The organism is Streptomyces sp. B1I3 (assembly GCF_030816615.1).
In the GTDB taxonomy this organism is placed as follows: Bacteria; Actinomycetota; Actinomycetes; order Streptomycetales; family Streptomycetaceae; genus Streptomyces.
Map to the genome: position 1 here is coordinate 2969445 of NZ_JAUSYD010000001.1, position 26415 is coordinate 2995859.

27 protein-coding genes are annotated in these 26415 nt (G+C 69.8%); 2 read left to right on the forward strand and 25 right to left on the reverse strand.

Annotated features, from left to right (window positions below; translation table 11 throughout):
* Positions 1–9: 9 nt before the first annotated feature.
* The 19 genes from aroA to QFZ58_RS13485 all read right to left on the reverse strand — a co-directional run bounded on the left by aroA (position 10) and on the right by QFZ58_RS13485 (position 18584).
* Positions 10–1293, reverse strand: coding sequence for a 3-phosphoshikimate 1-carboxyvinyltransferase (aroA, locus tag QFZ58_RS13395; RefSeq protein WP_307125151.1), 1284 nt, complete (start codon positions 1291–1293; stop codon positions 10–12).
* A gap of 250 nt (positions 1294–1543) precedes the next feature.
* Positions 1544–2884: a class II 3-deoxy-7-phosphoheptulonate synthase gene (locus tag QFZ58_RS13400; protein WP_307125152.1), complete on the reverse strand. Its 1341-nt coding sequence runs from the start codon at positions 2882–2884 to the stop codon at positions 1544–1546.
* Between the two features lie 244 nt (positions 2885–3128).
* Entirely contained in the window at positions 3129–4238 is a 1110-nt protein-coding gene (gene pdhA, locus QFZ58_RS13405; RefSeq protein WP_307125153.1) for a pyruvate dehydrogenase (acetyl-transferring) E1 component subunit alpha, read from the reverse strand.
* A gap of 78 nt (positions 4239–4316) precedes the next feature.
* On the reverse strand, positions 4317–5543 hold the full coding sequence (locus tag QFZ58_RS13410; protein WP_307125154.1) for a pyridoxal phosphate-dependent aminotransferase: 1227 nt from the start codon (positions 5541–5543) through the stop codon (positions 4317–4319).
* Positions 5540–6136 (reverse strand): cysteine hydrolase family protein, encoded by a 597-nt coding sequence (locus QFZ58_RS13415; RefSeq protein ID WP_307125155.1) that lies wholly within the window; start codon positions 6134–6136, stop codon positions 5540–5542. Before QFZ58_RS13415 ends, QFZ58_RS13410 begins: the two co-directional genes overlap by 4 nt.
* Before the next feature lie 2 nt (positions 6137–6138).
* On the reverse strand, positions 6139–7992 hold the full coding sequence (locus QFZ58_RS13420; protein WP_307125156.1) for an FAD/NAD(P)-binding protein: 1854 nt from the start codon (positions 7990–7992) through the stop codon (positions 6139–6141).
* Positions 7989–8255: a chorismate mutase gene (locus QFZ58_RS13425; RefSeq protein WP_307125157.1), complete on the reverse strand. Its 267-nt coding sequence runs from the start codon at positions 8253–8255 to the stop codon at positions 7989–7991. Before QFZ58_RS13425 ends, QFZ58_RS13420 begins: the two co-directional genes overlap by 4 nt.
* On the reverse strand, positions 8252–9487 hold the full coding sequence (locus QFZ58_RS13430; RefSeq protein ID WP_307125158.1) for an MFS transporter: 1236 nt from the start codon (positions 9485–9487) through the stop codon (positions 8252–8254). Before QFZ58_RS13430 ends, QFZ58_RS13425 begins: the two co-directional genes overlap by 4 nt.
* Positions 9484–9867: a RidA family protein gene (locus QFZ58_RS13435; protein WP_307125159.1), complete on the reverse strand. Its 384-nt coding sequence runs from the start codon at positions 9865–9867 to the stop codon at positions 9484–9486. The genes QFZ58_RS13430 and QFZ58_RS13435 overlap by 4 nt, the downstream gene beginning before the upstream one ends.
* Before the next feature lie 308 nt (positions 9868–10175).
* Complete coding sequence (gene leuD / locus QFZ58_RS13440; protein WP_307125160.1) at positions 10176–10748, reverse strand: 3-isopropylmalate dehydratase small subunit; 573 nt, start codon at positions 10746–10748, stop codon at positions 10176–10178.
* Positions 10745–12142 carry a 3-isopropylmalate dehydratase large subunit gene (gene leuC, locus QFZ58_RS13445; protein WP_307125161.1) on the reverse strand — a complete coding sequence of 466 codons (1398 nt, stop codon included), beginning with the start codon at positions 12140–12142 and terminating at the stop codon, positions 10745–10747. Before leuC ends, leuD begins: the two co-directional genes overlap by 4 nt.
* 1 nt (position 12143) lies before the next feature.
* Positions 12144–12758 (reverse strand): prephenate dehydratase domain-containing protein, encoded by a 615-nt coding sequence (locus QFZ58_RS13450; RefSeq protein WP_307125162.1) that lies wholly within the window; start codon positions 12756–12758, stop codon positions 12144–12146.
* Between the two features lie 44 nt (positions 12759–12802).
* Positions 12803–13756 (reverse strand): branched-chain amino acid transaminase, encoded by a 954-nt coding sequence (locus QFZ58_RS13455; protein WP_307125163.1) that lies wholly within the window; start codon positions 13754–13756, stop codon positions 12803–12805.
* Positions 13753–15168: a phenylacetate--CoA ligase family protein gene (locus QFZ58_RS13460; protein WP_307125164.1), complete on the reverse strand. Its 1416-nt coding sequence runs from the start codon at positions 15166–15168 to the stop codon at positions 13753–13755. The genes QFZ58_RS13455 and QFZ58_RS13460 overlap by 4 nt, the downstream gene beginning before the upstream one ends.
* A 40-nt stretch (positions 15169–15208) precedes the next feature.
* Complete coding sequence (locus QFZ58_RS13465) at positions 15209–15643, reverse strand: DUF2000 domain-containing protein (RefSeq protein ID WP_307125165.1); 435 nt, start codon at positions 15641–15643, stop codon at positions 15209–15211.
* Positions 15640–15966, reverse strand: a complete 327-nt coding sequence (locus QFZ58_RS13470) for a Dabb family protein (RefSeq protein ID WP_307125166.1) — start codon at positions 15964–15966, stop codon at positions 15640–15642. The genes QFZ58_RS13465 and QFZ58_RS13470 overlap by 4 nt, the downstream gene beginning before the upstream one ends.
* A gap of 15 nt (positions 15967–15981) precedes the next feature.
* Entirely contained in the window at positions 15982–17154 is a 1173-nt protein-coding gene (locus tag QFZ58_RS13475) for a LeuA family protein (RefSeq protein ID WP_307125167.1), read from the reverse strand.
* 111 nt (positions 17155–17265) lie between these two features.
* Entirely contained in the window at positions 17266–17658 is a 393-nt protein-coding gene (locus tag QFZ58_RS13480) for a cupin domain-containing protein (protein WP_307125168.1), read from the reverse strand.
* A gap of 38 nt (positions 17659–17696) precedes the next feature.
* Positions 17697–18584 carry a TauD/TfdA family dioxygenase gene (locus QFZ58_RS13485; protein WP_307125169.1) on the reverse strand — a complete coding sequence of 296 codons (888 nt, stop codon included), beginning with the start codon at positions 18582–18584 and terminating at the stop codon, positions 17697–17699.
* A gap of 515 nt (positions 18585–19099) precedes the next feature.
* Here QFZ58_RS13485 and QFZ58_RS13490 point away from each other — a divergent pair.
* Complete coding sequence (locus QFZ58_RS13490) at positions 19100–20296, forward strand: hypothetical protein (RefSeq protein ID WP_307125170.1); 1197 nt, start codon at positions 19100–19102, stop codon at positions 20294–20296.
* Positions 20297–20414: 118 nt separating this feature from the next.
* Here QFZ58_RS13490 and QFZ58_RS13495 read toward each other — a convergent pair whose 3' ends face one another.
* The 4 genes from QFZ58_RS13495 to QFZ58_RS13510 form a co-directional block, all read right to left on the reverse strand.
* A complete protein-coding gene (locus QFZ58_RS13495; protein WP_307125171.1) occupies positions 20415–20585 on the reverse strand; it encodes a hypothetical protein in 171 nt (56 codons plus the stop codon).
* Between the two features lie 36 nt (positions 20586–20621).
* A complete protein-coding gene (locus tag QFZ58_RS13500) occupies positions 20622–20978 on the reverse strand; it encodes a PRC-barrel domain-containing protein (protein ID WP_307125172.1) in 357 nt (118 codons plus the stop codon).
* A gap of 129 nt (positions 20979–21107) precedes the next feature.
* Positions 21108–21605, reverse strand: a complete 498-nt coding sequence (locus QFZ58_RS13505; RefSeq protein ID WP_307128852.1) for a VanZ family protein — start codon at positions 21603–21605, stop codon at positions 21108–21110.
* 308 nt (positions 21606–21913) lie between these two features.
* Complete coding sequence (locus QFZ58_RS13510) at positions 21914–22891, reverse strand: YihY/virulence factor BrkB family protein (RefSeq protein ID WP_307125173.1); 978 nt, start codon at positions 22889–22891, stop codon at positions 21914–21916.
* Between the two features lie 665 nt (positions 22892–23556).
* Between QFZ58_RS13510 and QFZ58_RS13520 the strand changes: the two genes are divergently transcribed.
* Positions 23557–24159 carry a hypothetical protein gene (locus tag QFZ58_RS13520; protein WP_307125174.1) on the forward strand — a complete coding sequence of 201 codons (603 nt, stop codon included), beginning with the start codon at positions 23557–23559 and terminating at the stop codon, positions 24157–24159.
* Between the two features lie 614 nt (positions 24160–24773).
* On the opposite strand, the gene QFZ58_RS13525 is transcribed toward QFZ58_RS13520, so the two are convergent.
* Together QFZ58_RS13525 and QFZ58_RS13530 are read right to left on the reverse strand one after the other, a co-directional pair.
* A complete protein-coding gene (locus QFZ58_RS13525) occupies positions 24774–25220 on the reverse strand; it encodes a DoxX family protein (protein WP_307125175.1) in 447 nt (148 codons plus the stop codon).
* 234 nt (positions 25221–25454) lie between these two features.
* A complete protein-coding gene (locus QFZ58_RS13530) occupies positions 25455–26273 on the reverse strand; it encodes a hypothetical protein (protein WP_307125176.1) in 819 nt (272 codons plus the stop codon).
* Between the last annotated feature and the right edge of the window lie 142 nt (positions 26274–26415).

Consider the following 26415-nt stretch of genomic DNA (forward strand, 5'->3'; position numbering starts at 1 on the left):
GGCGCCCGGTCATGCCACGTCCCGGAGCAGGCGGTGGTGCCCGGGGAAGACCCGCCGGAACTCGGCGTGGAAGCCGGGGAAGGTCTTGGCCACGCACGAGGGGTCGTCGAGCGTGATCCCCGGTACGCGGAGACCCAGCACCGAGAAGGCCATGGCGATCCGGTGGTCGCGCCGGCAGGAGATCCGCGCACCCTGGGGGCGGCCCGGGTGGATGGTGATCCGGTCGGGGCCGGTGTCGGCGGTGATGCCGATCTCCTCGAGGTTCTCCGCCACGGCGGCGATCCGGTCGGACTCCTTCAGCCGGGCGTGCCCGATGCCGCTGATGGTGATGGGGGCGTCCGCCAGGGGCGCGATCGCCGCGAGCGTCATGAACGTGTCCGAGATCTCGCCCATGTCGACGGTGAAGCCACCGCGCAGCGGCCCGGTTCCGGTGACCGTGGTGCTGTCCCGGCCGATCCGCACCCGGGCGCCGGTCCGGCGCAGGACCTCCGCGAAGCGCAGGTCGCCCTGGAGACTGCCTTCTCCGAGCCCGGGGACGGTGACGGAGGTACCCGTCACCGCTGCTGCCGCCAGGAAGTAGGAGGCGGTGGAGGCATCCGGCTCGATCACGAGGTCGGTGGCGGTGTACTCGCCGGGGTGGACCGTGTACACGCCGGCCTCGCCGGCGGCCTCGACGCCGAAGCGGCGCATCAGGGCCAGCGTCATGTCGACGTACGGCCGGCTCACCAGTCCTTCGGTGCGCACCGTCAGCGGCGTACGCATCAGCGGGCCGGCCAGGAGCAGGCCGGTCAGGTACTGACTGGACTGCCCGGCGGCCAGGTCGATCCCGCCGCCGTCGAGCCCGTTCGACGTCACCGTGAGCGGCAGTGAGCCGTCCGGGCCGGGTGCGACCTCGGCGCCCAGCCCGGCGAGGGCCGCCACGAGCGGTGCGAGTGGCCGGGCCCTCAGCTGGGAGGAGCCGTCGAAGGTGAAGCGCCCGGTGCCGGTCGCAGCGAAGGGCGTCAGGAAGCGGGCGGCCGTCCCGGCGTCGGCACACCAGATGTCCGCCTGTCCGGACGGCCCCCCGCCCAGACCGGTGACCTCCCAGTACTCGGTGGTCCCGGTCGGCGCACCGTCGGCGGCGCGCCCGGCGTGCTCCGTCACGCGCACCCCCAGCTCGGCCAGGGCCGCCCGGAAGGCGAGGGTGTCGTCGCTCCGGAGCGGCGCGTACAGACGGCTGGTCCCCCGGGCGGCGGCAGCCAGCAGCAGCGCCCGGTTGGTCATGCTCTTCGAGCCGGGGAAGCGGGCGCTCACGACTCCTCCTGCAGCGGTTCGCCGACGCCTGCCGGCGCCGGTATCGGGTGGGACGGGATCATGCGGGTCCTCGTGCGTGCGCGGGCCTCTGCGGCCGGCCTCGGCGCCGCGAGCCGATCGCTGTCCGAACGGGGGGACATTCCTGCTCTTCCTTTCTGGGTGCTGCGGGCACGGCCGCAGCCGGCGGGCGTCCGGCCGCAGGGAAGGCGCGCGGCCCTCCCGTACGGCGACGGGGACCGGCCAGGGGACGTCACTCGCCCCGGTACATCTCCGCCACGAGGAAGGCCAGGTCGAGCGACTGGCTCCGGTTCAGCCGCGGATCGCAGGCGGTCTCGTAGCGCTGGTGGAGGTGATCCACGCGCACCTCGTCGCCGCCTCCCACGCACTCGGTCACATCGCTTCCGGTCAGCTCCACGTGGATGCCGCCCGGATGGGTGCCGAGGCCCTGGTGCACCTCGAAGAAGCCCTTGACCTCGTCCAGCACCGCGTCGAAGCTACGGGTCTTGTGACCGCTGGACGCCTCGAAGGTGTTGCCGTGCATCGGGTCGCAGATCCAGGCGACCTGGGCGCCGCTCGCGGTGACCTTCTCCACCAGGCCGGGCAACAGGTCGCGGACCTTTCCCGCTCCCATCCGGGTGATGAAGCTCAGCCGGCCCGGCTCGCGGTCCGGGTCGAGCCTGTCGATCAGTGCCAGCGCCTCGTCCGCCGAGACGCCCGGGCCGAGCTTGACCCCGATCGGATTGCGGACCGTGGAGGCGAATTCGACGTGTGCCCCGTCCAATTGACGCGTCCGCTCGCCGATCCAGAGCATGTGCGCGGACGTGTCGTACAGTTCGCCCCCGCGTGAATCCTCCCGGGTCAGCGCGGCTTCGTAGTCCAGCACGAGTGCCTCGTGGCTGGAGTAGAACTCGACGTTCTCGAACTCGTCGGGGTACACCCCGCACGCCTTCATGAAGTCCAGCGCGCGGTCGATCTCCTGGGCGAGCTTCTCGTAGCGCTCACCGCTGGCGGACAGGGCGACGAAGTCCCGGTTCCAGGCGTGCACCTGTTCCAGTGCCGCGTATCCACCGGTGGTGAAGGAGCGCACCAGGTTGAGCGTGGCGGCGGACGCGTTGTACATGCGCCTCAGCCGCTCGGGGTCGGGGGTGCGGGACTCGGGGGTGAAGGCCAGGCCGTTGACGGAGTCACCGCGGTAGACCGGCAGCGTCACACCGCCTCGGGTCTCGGTGTCCTTGGATCGGGGCTTGGAGTACTGGCCGGCGATGCGGCCCACCTTGACCACCGGTACGGAGGCCGCGTAGGTCAGCACCGCGGCCATCTGCAGCAGCGTCTTGAGCGTGTTGCGGATCTGGTCGGCGGAGACGGCGTCGAAGGTCTCCGCGCAGTCACCGCCCTGGAGGAGGAAGGCCTCGCCCTTGGCGACGGAGGCCAGACGGCCCCGGAGCTGGTCGCACTCACCGGCGAAGACGAGAGGAACGGCGGTCGACAGGTCCGCGAGCACGGAGCTCAGAGCCTCGGGGTCCGGCCAGACGGGCTGCTGGGCGGCCGGCCTCGTCCGCCACGAAGGGAAATCGAGTTCATTTTTTGTCATGGTCGGAATGAGCGGTAGGTGACTACCGCCACTCCCTTCCGTTGAAGTGAGAATTCTGAAAGGTGAATTCAGACCCGCGGCAGGGCCGCCGGCAAAGTGCGAATACGGAACACGAGGTGAATGGTTCCGGCGGGACCTCGGCGCTCCTCGACAATTGAAGCAGCGCCTTTCCCTTCCCCGCATCGACCGGCGGCCGAGTTCTTCTGCACTTAAGGAGGAGCCGGCGTCCCCGACCGCGCGGAAGTCAGGAGGACGGGCCGGTCAGCGTCTCCCGGAAGCGGGCGTATTCCGCGCGCTCCTCGTCCACCAGGGAGTGGGGCTCGGCGTAGACGTGGTCGAAAATGGCGTCCGTGGACGGCGAGGGCAGCACCCGCACCTGTTCGCGTACGCCGACCGCCAGCTCCTCGGCTTCCTCGTCCACCATGTCGAAGTAGCCGCTGTCGGCCAGACCCTCCCGGGTCAGGTGGGCGGCCAGTCGCGCGAGGGGGTCCTTCCGGGCCCAGTGGGCGGTCTCCTCCTCGCTCCGGTAGCGCGTGGGGTCGTCGGAGGTGGCGTGGCCGTTCATCCGGTACGTGAGGGCCTCGATCAGGACGGGGCCGGCGCCGCTGCGGGCATGGGCCAGCGCGGCCCGCGTCACGGCGAGGACCGCCAGGACGTCGTTGCCGTCCACATAGACGCCGGGGAATCCGAACCCGGCCGCACGGCGGTGGATGGGGACCCGCGTCTGCGACGCCACCGGGGTGGAGATGGCCCACTGGTTGTTCTGGCAGAAGAACACCACGGGTGCCTGGTGCACCGAGGCGAAGGTGAAGGCCTCGGCCACATCACCTTGGCTGGATGCACCGTCCCCGAAGTAGGAGAGGACCGCGGTCTCCTCACCGTCCAGTGCGACCCCCATCGCATAGCCGGTCGCGTGCAGGGTGGGTGCGCCGATGACCAGCGAGTAGATGTTCATGCCGTGGACCGAGGTGGGCCAGCTGCCGTGGTCCACACCCCGGTAGAGCCGCAGCAGTGCCAGGGGGTCCACTCCGCGGTGCAGCGCGACGGCGTGTTCGCGGTAGGTGGGGAAGACGAAGTCGTCGCGGCGGGTGGCGTGGGCGGAGCCGACCTGGGCGGCCTCCTGCCCTCGCAGCGATGCCCACAGGGCCAGCTCCCCCTGGCGTTGCAGGGCGACCGCCTCGCTGTCGAAGCGCCGGGCGACCACCATGTCTCGGTACAGCTGCCGCAGTTCGTCGGGGCCGATGTCGAGCGGGTGGTCGGGGTGGTGGACGCGCTCGCCGTCGGGTGTCAGCAGCTGGACGGGCTCGGCCCCGGGCTCACCTGCGGGAAGGAAGGCGTTCTTCTTCGTGTCCAACTCCGGCTCCTCATGAAAGTTCCCGTGAACGCCCGGTGGCGCGTTCACGGGGTGCGTACCGTGCTGCCCGTCAGGGCCTCATGACAGGTTGTCAGCGCGGAGGGCCGTTGTCCCCCGCGGGGCTCCGCCGGCGTCCAGCACCGCCGCGAGGCGCTCGACCGTGGCTGTCAGGGTCTCGAGGGGCGCCGCGAAGGAAAGCCGGACATGCTGTTCCGCGGTGGGGCCGAAAGCACTTCCCGGCGTGACGACGACCCCGGCGTGCTCGATCAGCCACGCGGAGCATTCCTGCGCCGATCCGAATCCGAGCCCGGAGATGTCCGGGAGGACGTAGAACGCCCCTTCCGGATCGGCGCAGGAGATGCCGGGGATCTTGTTCAGCGCACCGACGAGGAACCGGCGCCGGGCGTCGTAGCTCGCCACCATCTCGTCGATACAGGCACGCGACTCCCCGGTCAGGGCCCCGAGCGCGCCGCGCTGGACGAACGAGGAGGCGCAGCCGACGGTGTGCTCCTGCACCTTCACGACTTCCCGCATCACGGCCGCCGGCCCTGTGACGTAGCCGAGCCGCCACCCGGTCATGGCGTAGCTCTTGGAGAACCCGTTGACGGTGAGCGTGCGGTCCCGGCAGCCCGGCCAGGCGGCCAGGCTGCGGTGCGACCGGCCGTCGTACCGGATGTACTCGTAGATCTCGTCCGCCAGCACGGTGAGGTCGTGCCGGTCGGCGACCCGCGCGATCGCGTCGGCCTCGGAGGCCGTGAGCATGCGGCCCGTCGGGTTGTTCGGTGTGTTCACCAGGATCGCCCGCGTGCGCGGGGTGACCGCTTCCGACAGCTGCTCGGCGGTGATCGTGAAGTTGTCCCGGGGATCGAGCGGGACGTCGACCGGGCGCCCTCCGAGCAGCGTGACCATCGGGGCGTAACTGACCCAGGCGGGCGAGGGCACCAGCACCTCGTCACCGGGCGCGATGACGCCGGCGAGGGCGATGAACATGGCGTGCTTGGCCGACGGGGTGACGATGACGTCGGTCCCGGGGTCCGCGACGATCCCGTTGTCGGCGTGCAGCTTGGCCGCGATCGCCTCGCGCAGCTCCGGGAGGCCCCGGCTCGGGGTGTAGTGCGTGAAGCCGGCCTGCAGCGCCTCGACCGCCGGACGGACCACGTGTTCGGGTGTCGCGAAGTCGGGCTCACCCCCGCTGAGGTTGAGTACGTCGACGCCGCGCGCCTTCTGCCGCTGGACCTCGTCGAGGAGGGCCACGGTGGGGGACCGCCCGATGGACGCGGCGACCGGAGCGGGACGGGTACTCATGCGGCGGCCCTCCTTGCCACCGGAAGTGCCTGGTCGACACTGGTGACCACGGCGGTGCGGGCGAGCATGTGCAGCGCTGCCTCCTGCAGCGTCTCGTCCCCGGTGGCCGTGGCGTCCTCGAGCACCTGGACGGAGAAGTCGCGGTCGTGCGCCTCACGGGCGGTCATGAGGACCACCAGGTCGGTGGCGACTCCCGTCAGCAGCAGCGTGTCGATCTTCCGGGCCCTGAGCAGGAACTCGAGGTTCGTGCCGTAGAACGGGCTGACCCGTTGTTTGACCACGACGTCCTCACCGGGCTCGGGCGTCAGCCGCTCGTGGACCTGCGTCCCCCAGCTGCCGAGGGTGAAGCGGTGCTCCGGGTCGGCCGGGCCGAACAGGGGCGACTCACCGGGCCAGTCCTCGTAGTGGCTGCTGTACCCGAGCACCACGTAGATGACGGGTGTGCCGTCGGCGCGGGCGCGGTCGATCGCGGCCGCGGTGCGTTCGATCACGCCGCGGCTGGCCACCTGCTCGCGGCACACGTGCGCGTAGTGCCCGTCGGGGTGGACCAGCTCGTTGACCATGTCGAGCACGAGCAAAGCTGACCGTGACATCTTCAGCCTCCGATCGTCAGGGGGTGGACGTTCAGTTCGGCGGAGCGCAGCATGTGTGACGCGACGTCGTCCGCGTCACGCATGAACTCGCTCCACCCGGTGGGCCCGGTCGCGACGACCTGGGTGAAGTAACGGGAGTACTCGGTGGGGATGCCGAGCACGTACAGGCCGCGTTCCGGACGGCCGTCGGCTCCGAGCGGATGGAACGGCGACCGGGTCACCGCGACCCCGCCGGTGCGGAACTCCCCGCCGTTGACGAACTCGGACCACAGCCCGCGGCGCAGCAGCATGCGGGTGAGCGGGGAGGTGTCCGCCCGGACGTCCGGCGCGGGTATCCGGGCGTCGATGATGGTGTCGACCGCCTCGGACGCTCCCGGTACCTGCGGCGAGAGGACGCCGAACCGTCCGGCCGCGGGGTCGGCCACGTACGTGGCCCGGGGCCCGATGACCCGCAGGATGCCCGCTTCGATCAGGGCCCGCGTCTCACGCAGCCGGACCAGGGGCGGCCCGGCGGCGAGGAAGGCGCTGCGCGGTGCGTACCAGTCGACGAGACCGTCCCGGTGCGAGGCCGGGGTCAGGCCGCCGAAGTCGGCGAGCTCCCGGATGATCCAGCGCAGACTGCGCAGGATGTCGAGACCGGCCTTGAGCGGCGAGTCCACGTTGCCGCGCTCCGACTCGCGCACGTCGGCGTCCAGCGCGGCGAGCAGTTCCTTGTCGAACGTGGCCCGGTCGGCGAACGTGCGGGCCGCGAACGGGAGGGCCAGGGTGTCGAAGTCGAGGCCGGGCAGGCCGGCCAGGCCGAAGTCCGCGGCGCACCGTGCCAGGTCGGCGACGCGGGCGCCGCCCCCGGCCCGCACCCGCGCGGCGAACTCGTCGGCGGTGGCCGCTCCGGAGCGTTCGCGCAGCACGGTGGTGAAGTGGACGAAGTCGACCTCCGCCGTCAGGCGGGGCAGCAGGTGCCGGTGGAAGTCGAGGCGTTCGTCGCCCGCAGCGGCGCGGACGAGTTCCTCGGTGAAGAAGACGGGCCGGTAGGCGAAGCCGGAGGGCTTCTGGTTACGGCCGCGTCCTGGTTGCGGGAAGCCGCTGCGCGATCCGGCGACGATGAACGGCTCGTCCCCGCTCGGTGTGTAGACGAGACCGTCGCCCGACTCGGTGAACGTCCCACCGCGGCCGACCGTCAGGGCGGCCACCACGTCGTAGAAGGTGAGCCCCATCCCGATCACACCGACCTTGGTGCGCGGGGCGATGTCGGACAGCGGCATGTCCGCGGCCGAACCTCCGGGAACGAACCGCAGGCCGGGGTGGCTCTGCGCGAACCGCTGCAGTTCGAGCAGGTGCCCCGAGAGACGGGGCCGCGCATGGCCCGTGACGATGGCGGCCTGGTCGGCGAGGATCTCCCGTCCGTCGTCGAGGGTCACGCGGTACCCCTCCCCCTCCTTGCACAGGTCGCCCACGGTGGCGACGACCCGGTGGAGGGTGACGGAGGACGGCAGTGCCCGCTCGATCGTGTCGAGCAGGAAGAGCAGGTACTGCCCGTACAGGCGGCGCGGGGCGTAGTCGTTGGCGTGCTCGCGCCCCGGGTCGGTCATGTCCCACCACTGGGCGAACGAGGGGCCGGCCCCCGGGCGGGCGGGGCCCGCGTCCGGCGGGCCGGAGAACGCGGTGATCTCGCCGGCGACCGTGTTCATCAGGTACCAGTCCGGCTGATCGGTGCGCCAGACCTGTCCGCAACCGACCTGCACGGTGTCGATGAGGTGGATGTCGACCGGTTCGAGGGACTCGGACGCACGGGCGGCGAGCCGTTCCAGGATGCTCATGGCCCGGGGCCCGCCCCCGACGACAGCGATCGTGGTCATCGTGCTCGCCTCGTGTTCCCACGGCACATCTCGAGTACCAGGCCCGCCAGTTGCGCGCCCCTGTCGCCGAGGCGGTCGGCATACCGTTGGACGATCCACTGCTCACGCTCGGAGGCGAGCCGATCGCCGCCCTCGCGCATCCGGGTCCGCTGGACCTGCAGGGAGAACGCCGTCCGCTGTTCCAGGAGCGAGATGATCCTCTCGTCGAGGACGTCGATCTCGGACCGCAGGTTCGCGATGGACTCCGTCGCTTCCACGCTCATATCGCCTTTTCCTTCCGGGGGACAAGTGGCACGGCGACTGCCGAGGCGACGCCCGCGAAGAGCCACACGACGCTCCAGGACGACCAGCCGAGCAGCAGCGGTATGAACAGCGGGCTCACGAAGCCCATGGCGAACACCATGGTGTTCTCCAGGCCGAGTGCGGTGCCCGATCGGCCGGCACCCGCCATCGAGGCGATCTCGGTGTACGCCACGCCGTGCCAGGCGTTGGCGAACACGCCGCCGATCACCAGCGTGACGACGGCGACGGGTGACGAAGCCTGGGCGAGCAGCGCGGAGACACCGAGCGCCACCGCGGACAGGACACCGATGATCCTGATCATCGGGCGCCGGTTGCCCCGCTTGTCGGTGTACCTGCCGCTCCAGATCCGGGCCGCACCGCCCCCGAACTGCACGATGCACATGGCGACCACGGCGGCGAGGACGCCGGCGTGCTCGACGTCGTGCAGGTAGATCGCGAGGAAGGTCACCACTCCGAACTGCGGCACGGTCAGCAGGGAGCTGGCCAGGGCCAGCCGCCAGACGTCCCCGCGCCGGAGCGGCGACCGGCTGTCGACCTGCACCGCCCCGGCGGGCGCCGTCGTCTCGGGCGGTTCGTGCAGCCAGCGCCAGGTGGCCGCGGCCGCCGCGAAGCACAGGCCCGCGAGGAGCAGGTAGACCGGCCGGAATCCTGAACTGCTGGCGAGGGCCGGGAGTACGGCGATGCCGATGGCTCCGCCCGCGGGCATCGCCGTCTGCCGGATACTCATGGCCAGGCCGCGCTGACCGTCCTGGAACCAGGTCATCACCGCCCGGCCGGACGAGCCGTTGATGCTGCCTCCGAAGAGGCCCACGAGGAGCATCGCCGCCACGAGCAGTGCGAGCGGTGGTACGGAACCGTGGGCGGGCACCAGGACGACCCCCATCAGTGCCAGGACGGCGCCGGTGGAGAGCAGACCGAGCAGCAGGACACGACGTTCACCGAAGCGGTCCGTCCACACCCCCCAGAGGATCTCGGACGCGGCGATGCCCAGGTAGATCACGCCGATCACGAGACCGAGCTGGAAGTTGCTCAGGCCGTACGCGGAGCGCAGCTGGGGACCGGCCACCGGGAGCCCGGAGATCGCCGCGGAGAAGCTGGCCTGCGCCGCGACACCGATACCGAGGATCACCCAGCGGTGATTGGCACCTACGACGGAAGGACGCTGTGCGGCCGTCGTCACGTCCCCGCTCATGTGCCGACCACCGCCAGGACGTCGGCCTCGATCAGGAGCCCTCCCGGCAGGTGCACCCATACCGTCGTGCGGGCCGGCCGCACGTCGCCGAACACCTCGTCGAAGATCTCGTTCATCACGGCGAAGTCCTCTTCGCGGGCCAGGTAGAGCCTGACCATCAGGACGTCGGAGACGTCGGCGCCGGCTGTCCCGAGCAGTTCCTGGAGATGCGTGAACACGGCTCGGGCCTGTTCACGGATGCCCGGGACCGGACCTTCGAGCTGACCGGGAAGGAACGGGACCTGGCCCGAGACCGCGAGCAGCGGGCCTCGGCGGACCACCGGTGAATACCGTGCCGCCGGGGCCGGAGCACCGGGCGCGGAGAACGTTTGGCTGAGCATGAATACCTTTTCCGAATGGAATGTGAGGGGTGGGCGCGCACGACGGCGGTACGCCGGTACCGCTGGGCGCGATCCCGGACGGGCGTCCAGGGTCTTTCGTCGGGTTCGGACCGGATGAGGGAGCCGGGTGCGCAGGCGCGGTGCCGGGGCACACGAGCACAGCGGCTCCGGGTGAGGGGCCCTGGCGCCCGGGTCAGGTCAGGTCGGGTCAGGGAGCGGGCGCCGGTGCCACGCCTCGTCCGGGGTGAGCGGCGCCCGCAAGGCACTGCGGCCGATCCGGCCGCATCCGCCGGTGCCGGCCTCGACGGTCACAGAGCGCGTGTCTTCGCCTCGTACTCCTCGATCTCGGGGAGGTGGGCCAGTGTCTCGGCGATCCGGTCACCCGGCTCGAGCAGCCGTCGCCGCAGCGGCTCGTCGATGCGGAAGGGGCTCGTCACGGCACCGCAGCTGAGCTGCAGCGTGGCCAGGTCGACCGTGACGGCCTGCCATGGGTCGGCCTCGATCTCCGCCCACAGCCGTTCGATCACGTCGTGGTCGACCTCGGCCGTCCACAGACCCCGGGTCGTGGCGTTGCCCCGGAAGATGTCGCCGAACCGGTGGGCGACGACCACCTGGAAGCCCGCGCTCTGCAGTGCCCAGACGGCCGACTCCCGCGATGATCCGGTTCCGAAGTCGCGGCCCGCGACGAGGACCGTCGCCCCCTGGTACTGGGGCTGGTTGAGGACGAACGCGGGATCGCTCCGCCAGTCCGCGAGCAGGATGTTCGTGAAGCCGTCCGGCCGGTAGTACGGGACGAACCGGGCCGGCGCGAGCTGGTCGGTGTCGACGTCGTCGCGCCGCAGCGGGACCGCGGTTCCGGTGCGGATGACGGGCTCGCTCACAGGTCCTCCGGTGTCGTGAAGCGGCCGGACACCGCGGTGGCGGCCGCGACCCGGGGCGAGACGAGGTGGGTCCTGGACTGTTTGCCCTGGCGCCCCTCGAAGTTGCGGTTGCTGGTGGACGCGGCGCGCTCACCCGGTGCCAGCCGGTCCTCGTTGAGCGCGCAGCACATCGAGCAGCCCGCTCCGGCGCGGAAGTCCGCACCGGCCGTGTCGAACACCTTGTCCAGGCCCTCGCTCACGGCCTGGCGCCGCACGGCCGCGGAGCCCGGCACGATCAGCATGCGTACGCCTTCGGCGACCCGGCGCCCCTCGAGGACGGACGCCGCCTCGCGCAGGTCCTCGATCCGGCCGTTGGTGCACGAGCCGAGGAAGACCGTGCTCACCTCGAGGTCCCGCACCGCCTGGCCCGGGCGCAGGCCCATGTAGTCCATGGACCGCTCGGCCGAGGCCCAGTCCTCGCCGGCGGCGAAGTCCGCCCGGGTCGGGACCCGTCCGTCGATGAGCAGGTTCTGTGCGGGATTGGTTCCCCAGGAGACCCTGGGACCGACGTGTGCGGCGTCGATGTGCACGACGTCGTCGAACCGGGCGTCGTCGTCGCTGCGCATCTCACGCCACCGCGCCTCGGTGGCGGAGAAGTCCTCGTCCCCGCCCAGGGCCGTGACCCGCGAACGCAGGTAGTCGATCGTCACGTCGTCGGCCGCCACCAGGCCGGCCCGGGAGCCGGCCTCGATGCTCATGTTGCAGAGCGTCATCCGGCCTTCCATGGACAGACGGCGGATGGCCTCGCCCCGGTACTCGATGACGCTGCCCTGGCCGCCCCCGGTGCCGATCTGGGCGATCAGCGCCAGTGCGAGGTCCTTGGCCGTGGCACCGTCCGGCAGCACGCCGGAGACCTCGACGGCGAGGTCCTTCGGCCGGTGCACGGGAAGGGTCTGGGTGGCGAGCACGTGCTCGACCTGGCCGGTCCCGATACCGAACGCGAGCACACCCAGGGCGCCGAGCGTCGAGGTGTGCGAGTCGCAGCAGACGATCGTCATGCCGGGCCGCGCGAGCCCCAGTTCGGGGACGATGACGTGCACGATCCCCTGGTCGGCGTCGCCCAGCCGGTGCAGCTGGATGTCGAACTCGGCGCAGTTGGCGCGGATCAGTTCACGCTGCCGCCGCCCGGCCAGGTCCTCGAGCGCACCGTCCCTGGTCGGAGTGTTGTGGTCCTCGACCGCGAGCGTGCGGTCGGGGCGCCGGACGGTCCTGCCCGACGCCCTCAGATCGTCGAAGGCCCGTGGGGTGTTGACCTCGTGCAGGACGTGCAGGTCCACGTAGAGCAGATCGGCGCCGTCGTCGAGGGGCCGCACGACATGGTTCGACCAGATCTTCTCGGCGAGAGTCCTTCCCATGTCAGGCCGCCACGGGGTCGGTGGCGTGGGCAAGGCTGAAGACGGACCAGAGCATGTCGATGGGCCGGGTCCCCGAGATGAAAGTCAGCCCGTACCGTTCGGCCGAGGGCTGGGTGGTGAGGGCCGCGTCCACCCGTCCCGAACGGGCCGCGAGCGCGGCCGCGCTGGTCGAATCCGCCAGCACCACCTCCTTGACGCTCAGCTCCTTCGGCAGCAGCTGCTCGATCAGGGGGGTCGGCGCCGGGTGGCTCGCGATCCGGACCGGTCCGGTCAGCGTGGTGCCGGTCGGCACCGCGATGCCGTACTGAGGGGTCTGGTAGTGGTACGCGCCGACCAGGCTGAGCGTCGTGTCCATGTAGAACTCGGAGACGTTGGCATAGGCGTTGGCGACCACCAGCAGGTCGGCCGTGCCCTGGATCACCGCTCTGGACGCCATCTCGTAGCTGTGGAACAGCTCGGGGGTCTCCTTGACGGCCACGCCGGGGAGCCGTTTGATGAGGTGCTGGGCCGCCAGCTCGCTGCTCGTGCCGGCCGGGCCCAGCGTGGCCACCTTCCACCCCTTGGCCGTGGTGGGCAGCGATATGTCCAGGAACCTCTGGTCTATTGATTGCTGCACTGCTTTTCCTTCCCCCTGTGCCTCTGCGGACCAGTCGTGCGGAGTCATGCGGAACGGACGGGCGTGAGCCACGAGGCGTAGGCGGGGCGCCGGCCCCGGACCACCTCGTCGTAGACGTCGCGGAGTCGGGAGGTCACGGCACCCGCCCGGCCCGTGCCGACCTCCCGGTGGTCGATCGATGTCACCGCACAGATCTCGACACCCGTGCCGGTGGTGAACACTTCCTGGGCCTGCGCCAGCTCCTCCACGGCCACCGGCCGTTCCTCCACCGTGATGCCGAATTCGCGCGCGAGCAGCTCGATGGCGCTCGCCCGGGTGATGCCGGGCAGGATGTCGGCGGTCACCGGTGGTGTCGCGACGCTTCCGTCCCGGCCGACGACGAAGACGTTGGACGTGCTCGCCTCGGTGAGGTTGCCGTCGAGGCCGAGCATCAGCGCGTCGTCGCACCCGTCGGCATGGGCCTCCTCGACGGCCAGGGCGTTGTTGACGTAGGTACCCGTGACCTTCGCCGCCGACGGGATGCTCACGGACGGCACCCGGCGCACCGTGCTCACCTTGCAGCGCAGGCCTTCGCTCGGGACGTAGGAGCCCATCTTCACCGTGGTCACGGTGAACTGCCCGGAGACCCCGCTCAGCTTGACCCCGAACGGTGTGCCGGGCTCCAGCGCGAGCTTGTAGGCGAGAGGGCGGATGTAGGTGTCGCCGCCGCTGCCGTTACGCCGCAGCAGGTCGAGCACGATCTCGGTCAGACCGTCCACGTCGCACGGAAGCTGGAGCCGCAGGGTCGCGGCGGACCGCTCCAGGCGCTCCAGGTGCTCCCGGAGCCGGAAGACCGCCGGGCCGGACGCGCCTTCCTGCGCGTAGGCGCGGATGCCCTCGAAGACGCCGGTGCCGTAGTGCAGGGCCTGCGTGCTCAGAGGCAGCCTGACGGCGCCGGCCTCGACGAAAGCGCCGTTGTGGTACGCGTACGGGGGCGCCGCCACCGCGGTCGTGGTCATCGCGCGTCACGTCCCGTGGCGATCGCCAGCGCGGCCAGGCGCTCGGGCTCGGGCTCGCTGCCCCGCCGGTCGTGGATGCGCGCGGCCTTCCAGCTCACCATGGCGCCCGTGCTGGTGATGGCGTCCATGGAGCCGAGCACGACCTCGCAGCGGACGCCGAAGGCGTCGGCGACGGCCCGCCGGATCAGCTCGCGGTCGAGGCGCAGCCCCGCCGCCGCGTCCGTCGGCTCGAGGTTGACCGTGACGAGGTCCTGCCCGTCCACCTCGTCGATGAGCAGGAAGTAGTCGATGACACCGCGGATGTGGGTGAACAGCGTCTGCTCCAGGTCGTAGGCGGTCACCCGCCGACCGCCCAGGTGCAGCGCGTCCCGAACCCTGCCGATCGGCTGCAGGACCTCGTGGACCGAATCGGCCTGCGCGGAGAGCCGGACCATGTCACCGGTGCGGTAGCGCACCAGCGGCTTGGCTCCCTGGTACAGGTGCGTGACGACGAGCTCGCCCTCCCGCACCCCGCTCACCGCCTCGACGGCCTGCCCCGTGTCGGGGTCGACCACCTCGAAGTAGTTGTTCAACGGCACCGTGTGCAGCCGGCCGTCCGCATGGCAGGCCGCCATGATCGACGCTTCCTGCGAGGCGTACATGCAGTTGTAGACGGAGGCCGACCACAGTGCGCCCAGGTTCTCGAGCATGGCCGGCGAGGTCAGCTCGCCGAGGGTGAGGATCAGCCGGACACCCAGGCGGGAGTGCAGGTCGATGCCGGCCTCACGCGCCGCCTTGGCCAGCGAGATGGCCATGCCGGGGGTGCAGACGAGTGCGGTCACCCCGAGCTTCTCGAGCAGGGCCAGCGCACGCGGGAACCCGACGACCGGCGAGTGCGGCCACATCTTGACCACGGTGTGGCCCAGGTTGCGCAGTACGTCGCCGAAGGTGTCACCGGTCGAGTGGAGTTCGGTCGGCCCCATCACCGCGACCACGTGGCGCTCGCCGTGCTGGGCGAAGATGTCCTCGTACGCGAGCGTGAGGGCGGTGTTGTTGACGATGGAGTCGTGCTCGTCGCGGGGGCACGGGGTGGCGCGGCCGGTCGTCCCGGTCGTCTCGTAGAAGACCCAGGCCTTGTCGAGCGGCTGCGACATGACGTCGAACAACTCCGCGCGCAGGTCGTCCTTGGTCGTGAACGGCACCGCGGCGAGTTCCTGCGGGCTGATCGGCCCGGACGGGGCGAGGGCGACATCGCGCAACCGGTCGCGGTAGAAGGCGGAGTTGGCGCGGACGTAACGGATGGTCTCCGCGGCCCGCTCCATCTGCAGCGCGTGCAGGTCGCCGGTCGACCAGCCTCCCTTGTGGAGCTGCTGGTGCTCCGTGAGCGCCGTGCGGGCGAAGGCCTCGAGTTCCGGCCTGAAGAGGGTGAACACCGCTGTCCTTTCGGTATGTCGTGGCTGGGGTCTGCGGGTGTCAGCGCATCAGCGGGAGGCTGCCGACGATCTTGTTGACCTGCTTCCGGGGCCCGAACATGGCCACCCCGGCGAAGTCGAGGTCCTGCGTCGCCGTGCCGGACATCCGGTCGGTGTACTCGTCGTACGTGCGGCAGGACTGCGCCAGTGAACTGAAGCCGGCCCGGACGACGTCGCCGTGCCCGGCCAGCTCCCAGATCTCCCGGAGCCGGTCGTTCGAGGCGGTGAGCACGGGCACCGGGATCAGGACGATCCCCGGATGCACCGTGCCGTCGGCGTCCTTGACGTCCGGCCCGATCAGGCCGGGCACCCGGTGTCCCAGGGTCATCGTGAGGACGGAGGCCGCGTTGGCCCGCAGCCCCGGAGGGAGCTCGTCGCTCACCACCACGGCGCACTTGCCGCCGGTGATCTCCGGGGTCATGAAGGCGTTGCTCACCGGGCCGGCTCACCGAGCAGGGCGTCCTCGGTGTCGTCGAGGTCGACCACCACCCACGTGCTCAGCTCTTTCCAGGCCCGGACTCCCCGCTGGTGGTCGGGGTGGGTCTGGTACCGCTCGAGCGCGTCCCGGTCCGCGAACCGGCCGATCACGGCGAAGTCATGGGCGACCTCACGGACCGTGGTGTTGCGCCCGGCCGTCCAGGACTCGATGTCGGGGATGTGCTGCGGATGCGCGCGTGAGATGCTCTCGGCCTCGACGGCCCGGGGGTCCGCCCAGGTGATGCCCGGCAGGAACCGGAAGCAGACGATGTGGCTGATCACGTCGTGTTCCCCCGGTCAGCTCGGCACGGGAGCGAGATCGGCCGCCAGTCGCTCCCGCAGGACGGAGATGTCCTCGCAGTCGCTCTCGACCCGCTCGGCGATGTACTCGCGGTAGATCTCGTTCAGCTTGGAGTCGTCGATCTGCAGGCCCATCTCGCCGAGCAGGTGGCGCAGCACGGCCCGTCCGGAGTGCCTGCTGATCAGGAGCGTGCGCTCCCTGCCGAAGCGGGCCGGCTCGACGTACTCGTAGGTCGCCGGGTTGCGGAGCATGCCCGCCTGGTGGATGCCGGCCGCCGTACCGAACGCGTACTGGCCGAAGATGGCCTTGTTGCGCGGCTCTTCGAGACGGATGATCTCGCGGAGGCGGTTGTACACGGCGTAGATGCCGGCGAGGTCGACCTCGGCGTACAGGCCCAGCTGCTCACCCTTGTAGGCGAGCAGGGCGCAGACCTCCTCCATGGCGGTGTTGCCGGCCCGCTCACCGATGCCGCCGACCGTGACCTGGACATCGTCCGCGCCGGCCTGGAGCCCGGCGATCGCGTTGGCGGTCGCGAGACCGAAGTCGTTGTGGCAGTGCACACCGATGCGCACCGGAGCCGGCGCCCATTCCCGGATCTTCGCGATGAGGTCGCCGAACTCCTCGGGGGACGCGCACCCGGAGGTGTCGGCGATCGGGATGTAGCGGGCCCCGGCCTCCACCGCCCGCTCGGTGAGCTGCTGCAGATAGCCGAAGTCGCCGCGGGTGGCGTCCTCGATCCCCACCGCCACGGTCTCCACCCCGAGGGACGCGGCGAACTTCGCGGCGTCGACCGCGTCGTCGATCGCCTGCTGCCGGGTGATGCCGAGTTTGTGCTCGAGGTGGATGTCGCTGCCGGTGCCCATGATCTGCAGCACGTGGTTGCGGCTGCCGGCGGCCTGGACGGCCGTCTCGATGTCGTCCCTGCGCGCCCTGGACAGGGTCGCCACCTGGGCCCGGCTGAGCGCCGCGGAGACCGCCTGGGTGGCGTCGAAGTCGTTGGACGACGACGCCGGGAAGCCGGCCTCGATGACGTCCACGTCCAGCGCTTCGAGCCGTAGGGCCAGATCGAGCTTGTCCTGGGCGGACATGGCGTTCCCGGGAGCCTGCTCCCCGTCGCGCAGCGTCGTGTCGAATATCCCTATGCGTCGTGCAGCTTGCTTGTTCGTCATCAGATTCCTTGGATGAGGGAGGGCTGTGCCGCTTCTTCCACAAAGCCCTGCGTTCGTGGACGCGGCTACTGCGTGCGTAGGTCCCGCACGGCCCTCAACGCTTCGAACCGGTCACTGAGCCGGGCGTACCGGCTGCTCCCACACCACGAGTCCGACAGCGCCCTTCGGGCTGCGCGGCGTGTGCACGCTGTCGGGAGGCATCACCAGGAGGCTGCCTGCGGGATACACCCCGTCGTCGGTCTCGAGCTCGCCTTCGACGATCCAGATGATTTCGTACCCGGGGTGCCGGTGCGGCTGTGCGTTTCCACTCGGCAGGTAGCGGACGATGGCCGCCGCAGGGCCGTTCTCCCCGGTTTCCGCCGTCGAGTAGAGGGAATGGATCTCCGCACCGATTCGGCCGTCCCGCATCAACGGCTCGAATTTGTAGTTCACCGGCCCGAACGACTTGCCGGGAACGCCGCCGTACAGCTGCGGAAGTGCGCTGGTGCCATCCTGATCAGACATGAGTTTTCCTTTTGCTCGGCTTGTGGGGAACGGGGAGATCAGTCGCCGACCTTGCCCGGCACCCCGTCGATCCAGGCATCGCTGTGCGCGTCGGCCGCGGCCTGGTCCGCGAAGGCGTAGGTCTTGAGCAGCCAGCGGCCGAGCGCACGCCGGGCGTCGCTGATCTCGATCTGCTCCCGGTTGTGCAGGCCGTGCTGGTTGGCGAACGTGAGCACGTCACCCTCCTGCATGCGGTGCCGCTCCTTGGGCACCCGGGTCAGCGCGTTCTTCAGCGCCAGCAGGGCGTCCTTGGCCTCGACCGGCGCGTCCGGCGCGGTCGCCGTGTGCGTGTCGAGGTAGCGCAGCGAGGAGACCCCGCTCAGGATCGCGTGCGTCGGCGTGGCGCCGAGCTCGGTGTTCGCGTCCCGGGAGACGACGTCGAACGGGGTGATGAAGTAGGGCTGCCGCAGCACCTGCTGGATCTCCGGCGACAGTTCGGCGATGAGCCGGCGCCCGGAGACGAAGCCGGTGTAGACCAGGTCCTCGGTCGGGCAGCGCATCCCCAGCAGGGTGATGTAGTCGGCCCGGACTGGGTGAGCGGTCCGGTCGTTGTGGAACACCACCTCGCCGCCGTTGTAGCCGGTCTGCTTCCCCAGGTACTTGTTGATGGCGATGACGTCGATGAAGAAGTCGCCACCGAAGCGATTCGCGTAGGACAGCAGCGGCGTCCTGGTGATCTGGGCCAGCAGCTCCAGGAATCCCTCACCGATGAACGTGCTCTTCAGGCTCTTCTTCTCGGCGGAGGGGTCCTCGTTCCCGATCTCCGGCAAATCCTCGTCCACCGGGCAGTTACGCAGGACGTGCGCCTCCGCGAGTCCCTGGGAACGCTCGATGCGAATCTGCTCGGCCGCCTCCAGCAGCCGAGCGGGAACTCCACCGTCGGCCACTATCTTGGAAATGAGTGCACTGAATGCCGGATAGTCCTTGTAAGGACTGGCATCGACGCTCTCGAGCCTCTCCACAAGCTGAGACCGTTCACTGTCCGTCAGAACCAGCGTCGCTTCCAAATCTTGACCCCCACATTCTTTTGATTCGGCTCGACTATTCAATCAATGCACCCTCGATCGGTGCATCGGCTGACGGTTGAGATCCGACTCAACCTAAGGAGGAGAACGCGTCGGAGAAGGGAGGCCGAGGCGGCCCATGCCGGTGACCACCCGTCAGCTGGGCTCGGAGGGATTGGAAGCGCGAGGACCTCGTCGCGCCGGCTCGGTGCCTGCCGGGTGGCTCGGGCGGGCATGGCGGGCGTGGCGGGCGTGGAGCGGCATGGCTACGCAGGCCGCGGCGGAGGCGACGAGGCAGCGGCGGACTTCACCGGCCACCAAGGACTCCGCCGCACGCGGCGCACCACTGCCCGGACCGGCCGTCGCAGGTTGTCAGTGGGGGCTGCTTCCATGGCGTCATGAGCACCGTGCACGAGATCGCCGCCCTCCTCCCTGGTCCCGCCGAACTCCGCTCCCACCTGCGAGGGTTGGCTGTACTGGAGGCCACGATCGGCGACGATCCGCAGTTCTGCTGCCACACCTTCGACTCCGCCTGGGGCCCCGGTGAGGAGGCGGCCTTGATGGACAACGGATCGGGGGACGACTTCTCCGTCGTCTTCACCCCGGCCGGCGTGCTCATACGCGGCTTCGACCACGAGTCGGAGATGAGCCCGTACGCGACGGACGACGAGCAGGTCTGGCCGGGCGTCATCGACGACGTGCCCGCCGCGCTGAGTCCGCTCCTCGACGCACCCGCCTTCCGTGACGAGGGAATCGACGCGCTTCGCATCACCGTCTGCCTGTGGCGGGAGACCGGTGACACCGCCTGGCGCACCGGCTCGGGCATCGACTTCCCGCCCGGCAGCGAGGACCCGGACGGCTCCGGCTTCCTCTTCCACCTACTCGCCGACCGCTCCCCCGAAGCCGTCCAGGCCCACTTCGAGGACTACTACGAGCGCCCCGTCCCCCTCGACGCCGTCCGCCACGTCCTGGCGGGGCATCCCCTCACTCCCGCGATCACCGCGGCCCTCAACCCGGCCGCCCTCTCGGAGGAGGCGCTGCTCCGCAGGATCGCCGCGCATCCCGGGGCCGCTTCCTACCTGGCCGGCGACGGAGAGTTCGACCTCGCCCGCACCGACCCGATAGAGCGGATCGCCCTGCCGAACGGCCTCGCGGTGGAGCCCGTCGCCGGATGCAGCGCGGGCGGTACCCACTACCTCTGCGGCCCGGCCGTCCCCGGGGGCCCTCGGCCCGTCCTCTACACCGACTCCGAGGGCCGGGCCTCCCTGATCGCCGAGTCCCTCGCCGAGGCCCTGACCCTCGCCGTCGTCCTCCCGTCGTGGCACGACGCCCTGGCCGGCTTCCGCCCACCGGCCCTCGGCTCCGACCACCTCGACGACCACCCGGACCACCCAGCGGTCCGCGATCGTCTCCTCGCCGGCCTTCTGCTGCCCCCGGTCACCGAGCGGGAAGTCCTGGACCGTCTCCTCGCCACCGCCGCCCGCACCGTGCCCGACGGATTCCTTCCGTACGCCCCCGGCGAGGAGGACTCCTCCTTCGAGCCGATGCTCCAGCTGCCTGCCGAGGAGGCTGGAGGGGCGCACGTGTCGCCGTGATGGCGGCCCGTCGCGAGCGCGTGTCGCTCGCCCCGCGCGCCCACGGGCGGGGATGTCACGCCGTCGGGGGGGGAGGTCGGTGAACGCCGTGGCAGGGGGAATCCTGGGCTGGACGGCGCTATCGGATGGGGCGGCGACCGGAGCGCCGGGACCATCGCACCGCGATGAAGGCCACAGCGGCCACGAGAACCGCGATGCCGATGATCAGCAGGTAGCCCAGCCCCTCCACCGTCACACCGACGATTCCCAGCACGACGGCGACCAGGACGAGAAACAGGAAGAGAGCCATGGCACGAACACCTCCTTCGGGATGAGCGCGGGGCGGTCAGCGGCGCGCGAGCTGCCTCTCGCCACCCGCGCCCGGCCGGTAGGTCAGGTCGTAGTGCTGGAAGATCGCTTCTTCTGCCTCGGCGGGCAGGATGTCGTCCATGCCGACCGTGGGCGCCTTCTTCACCAGCGATTTGTCGTAGAAGACCTTGACGTAGTCCGGTCCCAGGATCGCCTCGTCGAGGGGCACGAAAGCCAGTTGGTGGCGGGTGGGAAGTCCGATACGGACCGTGGCCATGGCAGGTTCGTCGGTGGCCGTGTCCACGTAGACGGCTTCGAGCACGCCGATCTTGCGGCCCTTGGGGTCGACGACCCTGAGGTTGCGCCACTCACGGATATCGGCTGAATGGATCATGGTGTGTCCGTCTCACTCCGCTTTGTCGTCCGGTTCGGTCAGCACAGCCTCGTCACCCCGGTCCTCGCCGGCACGGGCAGGCTTCAGCCCTGACAGCTCCCCACCGGACGGGCGGCTCACAGGACTCGGTCATGCCGGATCCGTGGCAGTCACCGGGCGTCCGGTGAATCGGTGCCACCAGCGGCGGCGCCGGGGATGCACTGCACGGCCCAACCAGAGGCCGAGCAGCAAGTAGCCCAGAAGAGCACCTGTGGTGTTGAGCAGAACGTCATCGATGTCGAAGGTACGCCCGATGATGAGGGCGCCTTGAACGAGTTCCACGAGGAGCATCACGAAAGCGGTGACCACCGCCACCCGGACCAGTCCTCGCGTTCGGGGCACCAGCACCGGCAGCAGCACACCGAACGGCACACCCATCACGATGTTGCCGCCGAGCTGCTTGACCGTGTCGAGGGACGCGGGCTGGGCGAGGTAGGCACGGATGGAGTCACCCGGGCGCAGATTACTGTGCGTCAACGGCACCGACGTCACCGACGGTTGCAGCGTCAGCCGGGCCAGCACCACCGCGAACCCCACCATCGCCGCGAAGGCCAACAGCATGGCCAGTACCCGGCCGAGCACAGACATGGGAGGTCTTCCGGAAACCTGGTCTCCGGGTTCCGTCGCGGTCTTGTCACGCAGCATCATCCGTGCCATTGCAAGCTCCTAGCCACATTGGTCTGCTTGGACGTTCCGATATCCGCGACGTGAAGCGGCAGGCGCTATGCGGGGGCCCGTCCCGGTCCGAAGATCTCGGCGTGCACGCAGGCAGAGCACGCGGCGTAGCAGCGCGTCATGAGGCTCAGGTCGTCGCTTTGCCTGTGGGGTGCCTGGGCGTGGGGGAATGGAGTAACCGACCAATCGGGACGAAGGCTGCGCAGCTTACGCCCTGTTGGTCACCGACGGCGGAGTTTGGCCAGTTCGGCGTTGAACTGGGCGCCGGTGAGGAGGGCCAGGTTGGACAGCCACAGCCACACCAGGAAGACGATGATGCCGGCGAGCGACCCGTACAGCCGGTTGTAGGTGCCGACGTGCGAGACGTAGAGGGCGAAGCTCGCGGAGGCGACGAGCCACAGGGCCACGGCCAGAGCGTCTCCCACAAGCCTCTGCCGCACCCCGTGTGTCCCGGCCGGACCCGAGCGGAACAGCACCAGCACCAAGATGGCGACCAGGCACAGCAGGAGCGGCCATTTCAACGCGTTCCAGACGCTACCGGCCATGCTGCCCATGCCGACGAGCCGGCCGACGGTGTGGGCCGCTTCGCCGGTCAGGATGAGCACCAGGGCACTGGAAACCAGAAGCGTCAACAGCACGAAGGCGGTAATCACCAGCCGTGGTGCCGTCCTCCACGCCGGGCGCAGGTCCTCGACGCCGTGCATGACGTGCAGGGCTCGGCGGAAGACCCCCAGATAGCTGGAAGCGGACCACAGGGCGCCGATCATGCCGAAGACAGCCAGCGTCCAAGCAGCCGTGTGCTGCTCCGCCATGCCCTGCAACGTGCTCTGCATGACGGCGCGGGACTCGGTCGGCACGACAGCGATGACGTTACTGATCAGGTTGTCCGTGGTCGAGGCGCCGACGATTCCCAGCAGCGAGACCGTGACAAGGAGGGTCGGGAAGAGCGCGAGCACCGCGTAGTAGGTGAGGGCGGCAGCGAAGTCGGTCACGTTGTCGTTCCACACCGAGGCGAGGGTTCGGCGCAGCGCGGTGCCGATGTGCCGCCAGCCCGGCAGGTCGCGCGCGTACGTCGGGGGCGGCGAGGTCGGTGTGGTCGCCTGGCGTGTCGGCAAGTGGTGTGCAGGCGAATCCGCTTCGGACAGCGGTGCGCGGTCGGCACCGCCCGGCTCGAGCGCAGGCGTTGGCGAGCTGCTCATCAGGCGGGCGCCTCCCCCTCGTGCCATGGGCCGTCATCCGGCCCCTGTCGGCAGACTTCCCCGGCGAACCGTTCGTACGTCACCCCGGCTGTACGCCCCTCAACGATGCGCGATCTGCTTGGAGATACCGGCGTACCCGCATCGGTTCGCGCCACAGAACGTATCCGCTGTTCCGCAGGACAGCCAACTCCTCCCCTCTCAGCGCTTCGCGATCGACAGCTGGCGGTTCACAAGGCATACGACATTCCCTCGCCTGCGGAAATGATTACGGGGCAAGCCCATCGGCGTCCGGATCGCCCGTAGTAGCCCGCAACGTCGTCGAATCAGGCGAACACCTCGGCCGACCCAGGCGGCCATCCGGCGAACCATGTCCTGGTTGACCGGCTGCATGCCCCTCCGCGATTACCTGGCCTTCCCCGGTCGCGCCGCAACCTTCTGCTGCTACAAGCGCTTCCGTAAGCCCGCAGAACACCGCTTTGACAGTGTTCCGTCATGGCTCATCGTCGAAGACGGATCCAAGGTGCGATGCACGGCCAAAATTTGCTTGTTCAGTCTGTTTAAGGACATTTGATCGTCCCTCAGAGTGCACGGTACGTCGCACTTCGTTACGTTGAGGCTGTCAGGCGGAGAATCTCTCCGCCTGCACAAACCGAAGGAAGTACCTCATGCGCTCCATGCGCACCACGGCCACTGCCCGGACCTTCCTGATCGCCACGATTGCCGTAGCCGGCCTCACCGTCGCTCCTACCCTCGCCTCCGCCCAGCCCGGTACGGACAGCGCCCGGACGGCCGGGGCTCCCGGCAGCAACGGCGCCAACGGCGTCGGGACCCTCAGCGGTATCGGAGGCCTCGGCGGCACCGGTGGCGCTGCGGGCGCCAACGGCAACGGAGGTAACGGAGGTACCGGCGGCAACGCCACCGGCGGCGGAAGCGTCGGCGGGGCCGGGGGCACGGGTGGCGCCGGCGGCGCCAAGGGCAACGGCGGCAGCGGCGGCCTCGGCGGTGCCGCCACGTCCGGCGGCACCGGCGGCAAGGGCGGCGTGGGCGGCGTCGGTAATGCCGGTGCCGGTATCAACGGCGGCAAGGGCGGCAACGGCGGCGCCTCCGAGGCCGGAGGCGGCCACACGGGCGGTACGGGCGGTGCCGGCGGCGCGGCCAGTCCGGTGTGCCCGGGTAAGCCCGGCGGCAACGGCACCGCCGCCACGATGTCGGCGGACGGCACCACCGGCACCACCGGCGCCGCCGGCAAGTCCACTCTCCCTTGTTGAACACCTCCGCCGAGCGGGTCACCGCGGCAGGAGAGGGAGCACCGGTCGGGGACATCGCCCCGTGACCATTGACCGCTGACGGGTGCTCCGTGTTGTGCGGGCCCCGGACAGGCGCCCGGCTGAGATGCCTCAGCCGGGCGCTTTCCGTCGTACCCGAACTACCCGCACACCGGCCCGTGCGGCCAGGGGCGTTGGACCCAGCCCGGCCTCCTCCAGGTGGCACCACTCGCAGGCTCGCGCTGCCGCGGCGGCCATTGAGCCTTTTCCAACCTCACTTCGCTGCGTGGTGAAGGGCGAGAACGGCTTTCACGAAGTCGGGGCGACGCAAAGTCAGCGCATCCAGCAGCTATCCACCACGGAAAAGAAATAAGGGTCGACCCCACAGGTCGGGCCCTTATTGACCTGCATGTTTGCCAGGTCGGCGGCGTGGACGTCTACGCGAGATCAGGACGGAAACTGATCCGGTAGATGGACAGCCGAGTCCAGGAGCGTCTGACAGTGGCCCGAGCCGCCCTCGGCGTGGCACAGGGGATCACCATGGCACACGTCCCTGAACGTGAGCCGGCCCTCCAGCGCCACCCTGCGACTGCTTGACGACGACGATGGGGAATCAGTCAGGTGGGGCGCCGACGGGGTTCTCGCTCGTCGACGGCAACAGTGAGGCACGCGGCGATCAGCACCACGTTCTTGATGATGTACTGACCCTCCAGGGTGGGGGTGGGTACGGTGCCGTTCCACATCTCAGCCGGCAACAAGAACAGGGCCGAGAACACTCCTGTCATGTGAGCGAAGAACGCCGTCAGTGCTACGCGCAGCAGCCTGCCGGTGATCAGGCCGACGCCGATTGCAGTCTCCAGAAGCGCCAAGAGCAGGCATGACACTGTCGCCGGTAAGAGACCGAAGGTCAGAACATCCATGGTTCTGATTGCGATGCTTTCGGCGGGGCTGGCCCCGGGAAAGAATTTCATCAGGCCGAACCAGACGAAGACCAGGCCTACGGACACCCGGAGGATGGTCGTACTGTGCGGGCGATAGCGGTCCCGCGCGATGACCAGTGCCACTCGGGCTCGACGGCGCGGTTCGCCACCGCGGCTCACCGGCGACGTGCTTCGCCGTCTTTCGTGGGTTCTCACGTTCCTCCTCATGGCTTCGCCGCGAAGGGCCGGGTGTGGAAAGCGCTGGGCCGAGTGGTGCCACCAGGTCGCCCTGGGACCTTTCCGCGCCAAACCGGCAGCAGCTTTCGGGAGCGCTCCCGATCCAGAACGGACACCTTGCCGGCGTACCCGCAGTCCCGTTCAACAGCCGAGCCGAGTGCCGTCCAACGCGATGTCGTCCATCCGCGCGTCATAGGAGGACGGACTCGGACTGCCCTGGTACAACTGCCAGCCAATCTTCAACGTGTCGAACCGCGGGAAGACGAAGTCGGTGTCGAGGCCGCCGTGATGATGAGTGGAGACAGCGAGTTCCGGCTTGGCCTCACCGTCGATCCAGAGGGAAATCTTGTTGTCGGAGGCGTCCATCCGCCACTCCACGCACTGCCATGTGCCCGCGCGGGCCGGGGCCGACTCGTGCCAGGCCGTCCAGTCACCGGTCGGACCACCGTCGGAGCCGGCGCCCCACAGGTTCTCTCCGACTCCCGGTACGTACTGCCCGCCGAGGGGCCGTACGTACCCCGGTCCCTCACCGGTGGCCTCGACGATCGTCCAGTGCGCCCAGTCGGGGGCGGTCGGGAAAGCGTCGACGCGCAGACGGACCCGGCCCCAGAAGCTATTGCCGGGCGGCGTGAGGTTGCGGATCTCCAAGAACGCCCGGCCGTTGCCCTCGGTGCGGATCCGCAGATGCTTGCTGTGGTGGGTGGCGTCCCGCTCGATGGTCAGCGTGCCGTTCGCGGCGTCGGTGGTCCAGCCACGGCCGTGAGCTTCTCCCGGCCGCAGGCCGGCGAAGTCCTCGCAAAACATCAGAGCGCGGGCGACACAGGTACGCGCTTCGGACTCACCGGCACGGTCGCCCGGACCGGAACCGGAACCGGAACCGGAACCCCAAGATGCGGGCGCAACCGCAGTCGTCGCCGACAGCATGGCCACGAGAGCGGCGAACAGGACGGTTTTCTTCATGTGTGCGGCCTCCAGTTCCGGTGCCGATGGGTAGGCGGCGCGAGGGCAGGGTTAGTCGAAACGGCTGAGGCGCATCAGCCCGCCACAGTCCTGCCGGAAAGATGGGAGCGCTCCCACTCCTTGTCCCGAGGAGGACTGTAGG

Bases quoted from the DNA above. Each gene is read 5' to 3' on its own strand.
- QFZ58_RS13425 (WP_307125157.1), bottom strand. From the start codon at position 8,255: ATGAGCGTGGAAGCGACGGAGTCCATCGCGAACCTGCGGTCCGAGATC.
- QFZ58_RS13420 (WP_307125156.1), bottom strand. From the start codon at position 7,992: ATGACCACGATCGCTGTCGTCGGGGGCGGGCCCCGGGCCATGAGCATC.
- QFZ58_RS13455 (WP_307125163.1), bottom strand. From the start codon at position 13,756: ATGACCACGACCGCGGTGGCGGCGCCCCCGTACGCGTACCACAACGGC.
- QFZ58_RS13475 (WP_307125167.1), bottom strand. From the start codon at position 17,154: ATGACGAACAAGCAAGCTGCACGACGCATAGGGATATTCGACACGACG.
- QFZ58_RS13400 (WP_307125152.1), bottom strand. From the start codon at position 2,884: ATGACAAAAAATGAACTCGATTTCCCTTCGTGGCGGACGAGGCCGGCC.
- QFZ58_RS13505 (WP_307128852.1), bottom strand. From the start codon at position 21,605: ATGTCTGTGCTCGGCCGGGTACTGGCCATGCTGTTGGCCTTCGCGGCG.
- QFZ58_RS13520 (WP_307125174.1), top strand. From the start codon at position 23,557: ATGCGCTCCATGCGCACCACGGCCACTGCCCGGACCTTCCTGATCGCC.
- QFZ58_RS13490 (WP_307125170.1), top strand. From the start codon at position 19,100: ATGAGCACCGTGCACGAGATCGCCGCCCTCCTCCCTGGTCCCGCCGAA.
- QFZ58_RS13415 (WP_307125155.1), bottom strand. From the start codon at position 6,136: ATGTCACGGTCAGCTTTGCTCGTGCTCGACATGGTCAACGAGCTGGTC.
- QFZ58_RS13430 (WP_307125158.1), bottom strand. From the start codon at position 9,487: ATGAGCGGGGACGTGACGACGGCCGCACAGCGTCCTTCCGTCGTAGGT.
- QFZ58_RS13435 (WP_307125159.1), bottom strand. From the start codon at position 9,867: ATGCTCAGCCAAACGTTCTCCGCGCCCGGTGCTCCGGCCCCGGCGGCA.
- QFZ58_RS13480 (WP_307125168.1), bottom strand. From the start codon at position 17,658: ATGTCTGATCAGGATGGCACCAGCGCACTTCCGCAGCTGTACGGCGGC.
- leuC (WP_307125161.1), bottom strand. From the start codon at position 12,142: ATGGGAAGGACTCTCGCCGAGAAGATCTGGTCGAACCATGTCGTGCGG.
- QFZ58_RS13500 (WP_307125172.1), bottom strand. From the start codon at position 20,978: ATGATCCATTCAGCCGATATCCGTGAGTGGCGCAACCTCAGGGTCGTC.
- QFZ58_RS13410 (WP_307125154.1), bottom strand. From the start codon at position 5,543: ATGAGTACCCGTCCCGCTCCGGTCGCCGCGTCCATCGGGCGGTCCCCC.
- QFZ58_RS13495 (WP_307125171.1), bottom strand. From the start codon at position 20,585: ATGGCTCTCTTCCTGTTTCTCGTCCTGGTCGCCGTCGTGCTGGGAATC.
- QFZ58_RS13510 (WP_307125173.1), bottom strand. From the start codon at position 22,891: ATGAGCAGCTCGCCAACGCCTGCGCTCGAGCCGGGCGGTGCCGACCGC.
- QFZ58_RS13530 (WP_307125176.1), bottom strand. From the start codon at position 26,273: ATGAAGAAAACCGTCCTGTTCGCCGCTCTCGTGGCCATGCTGTCGGCG.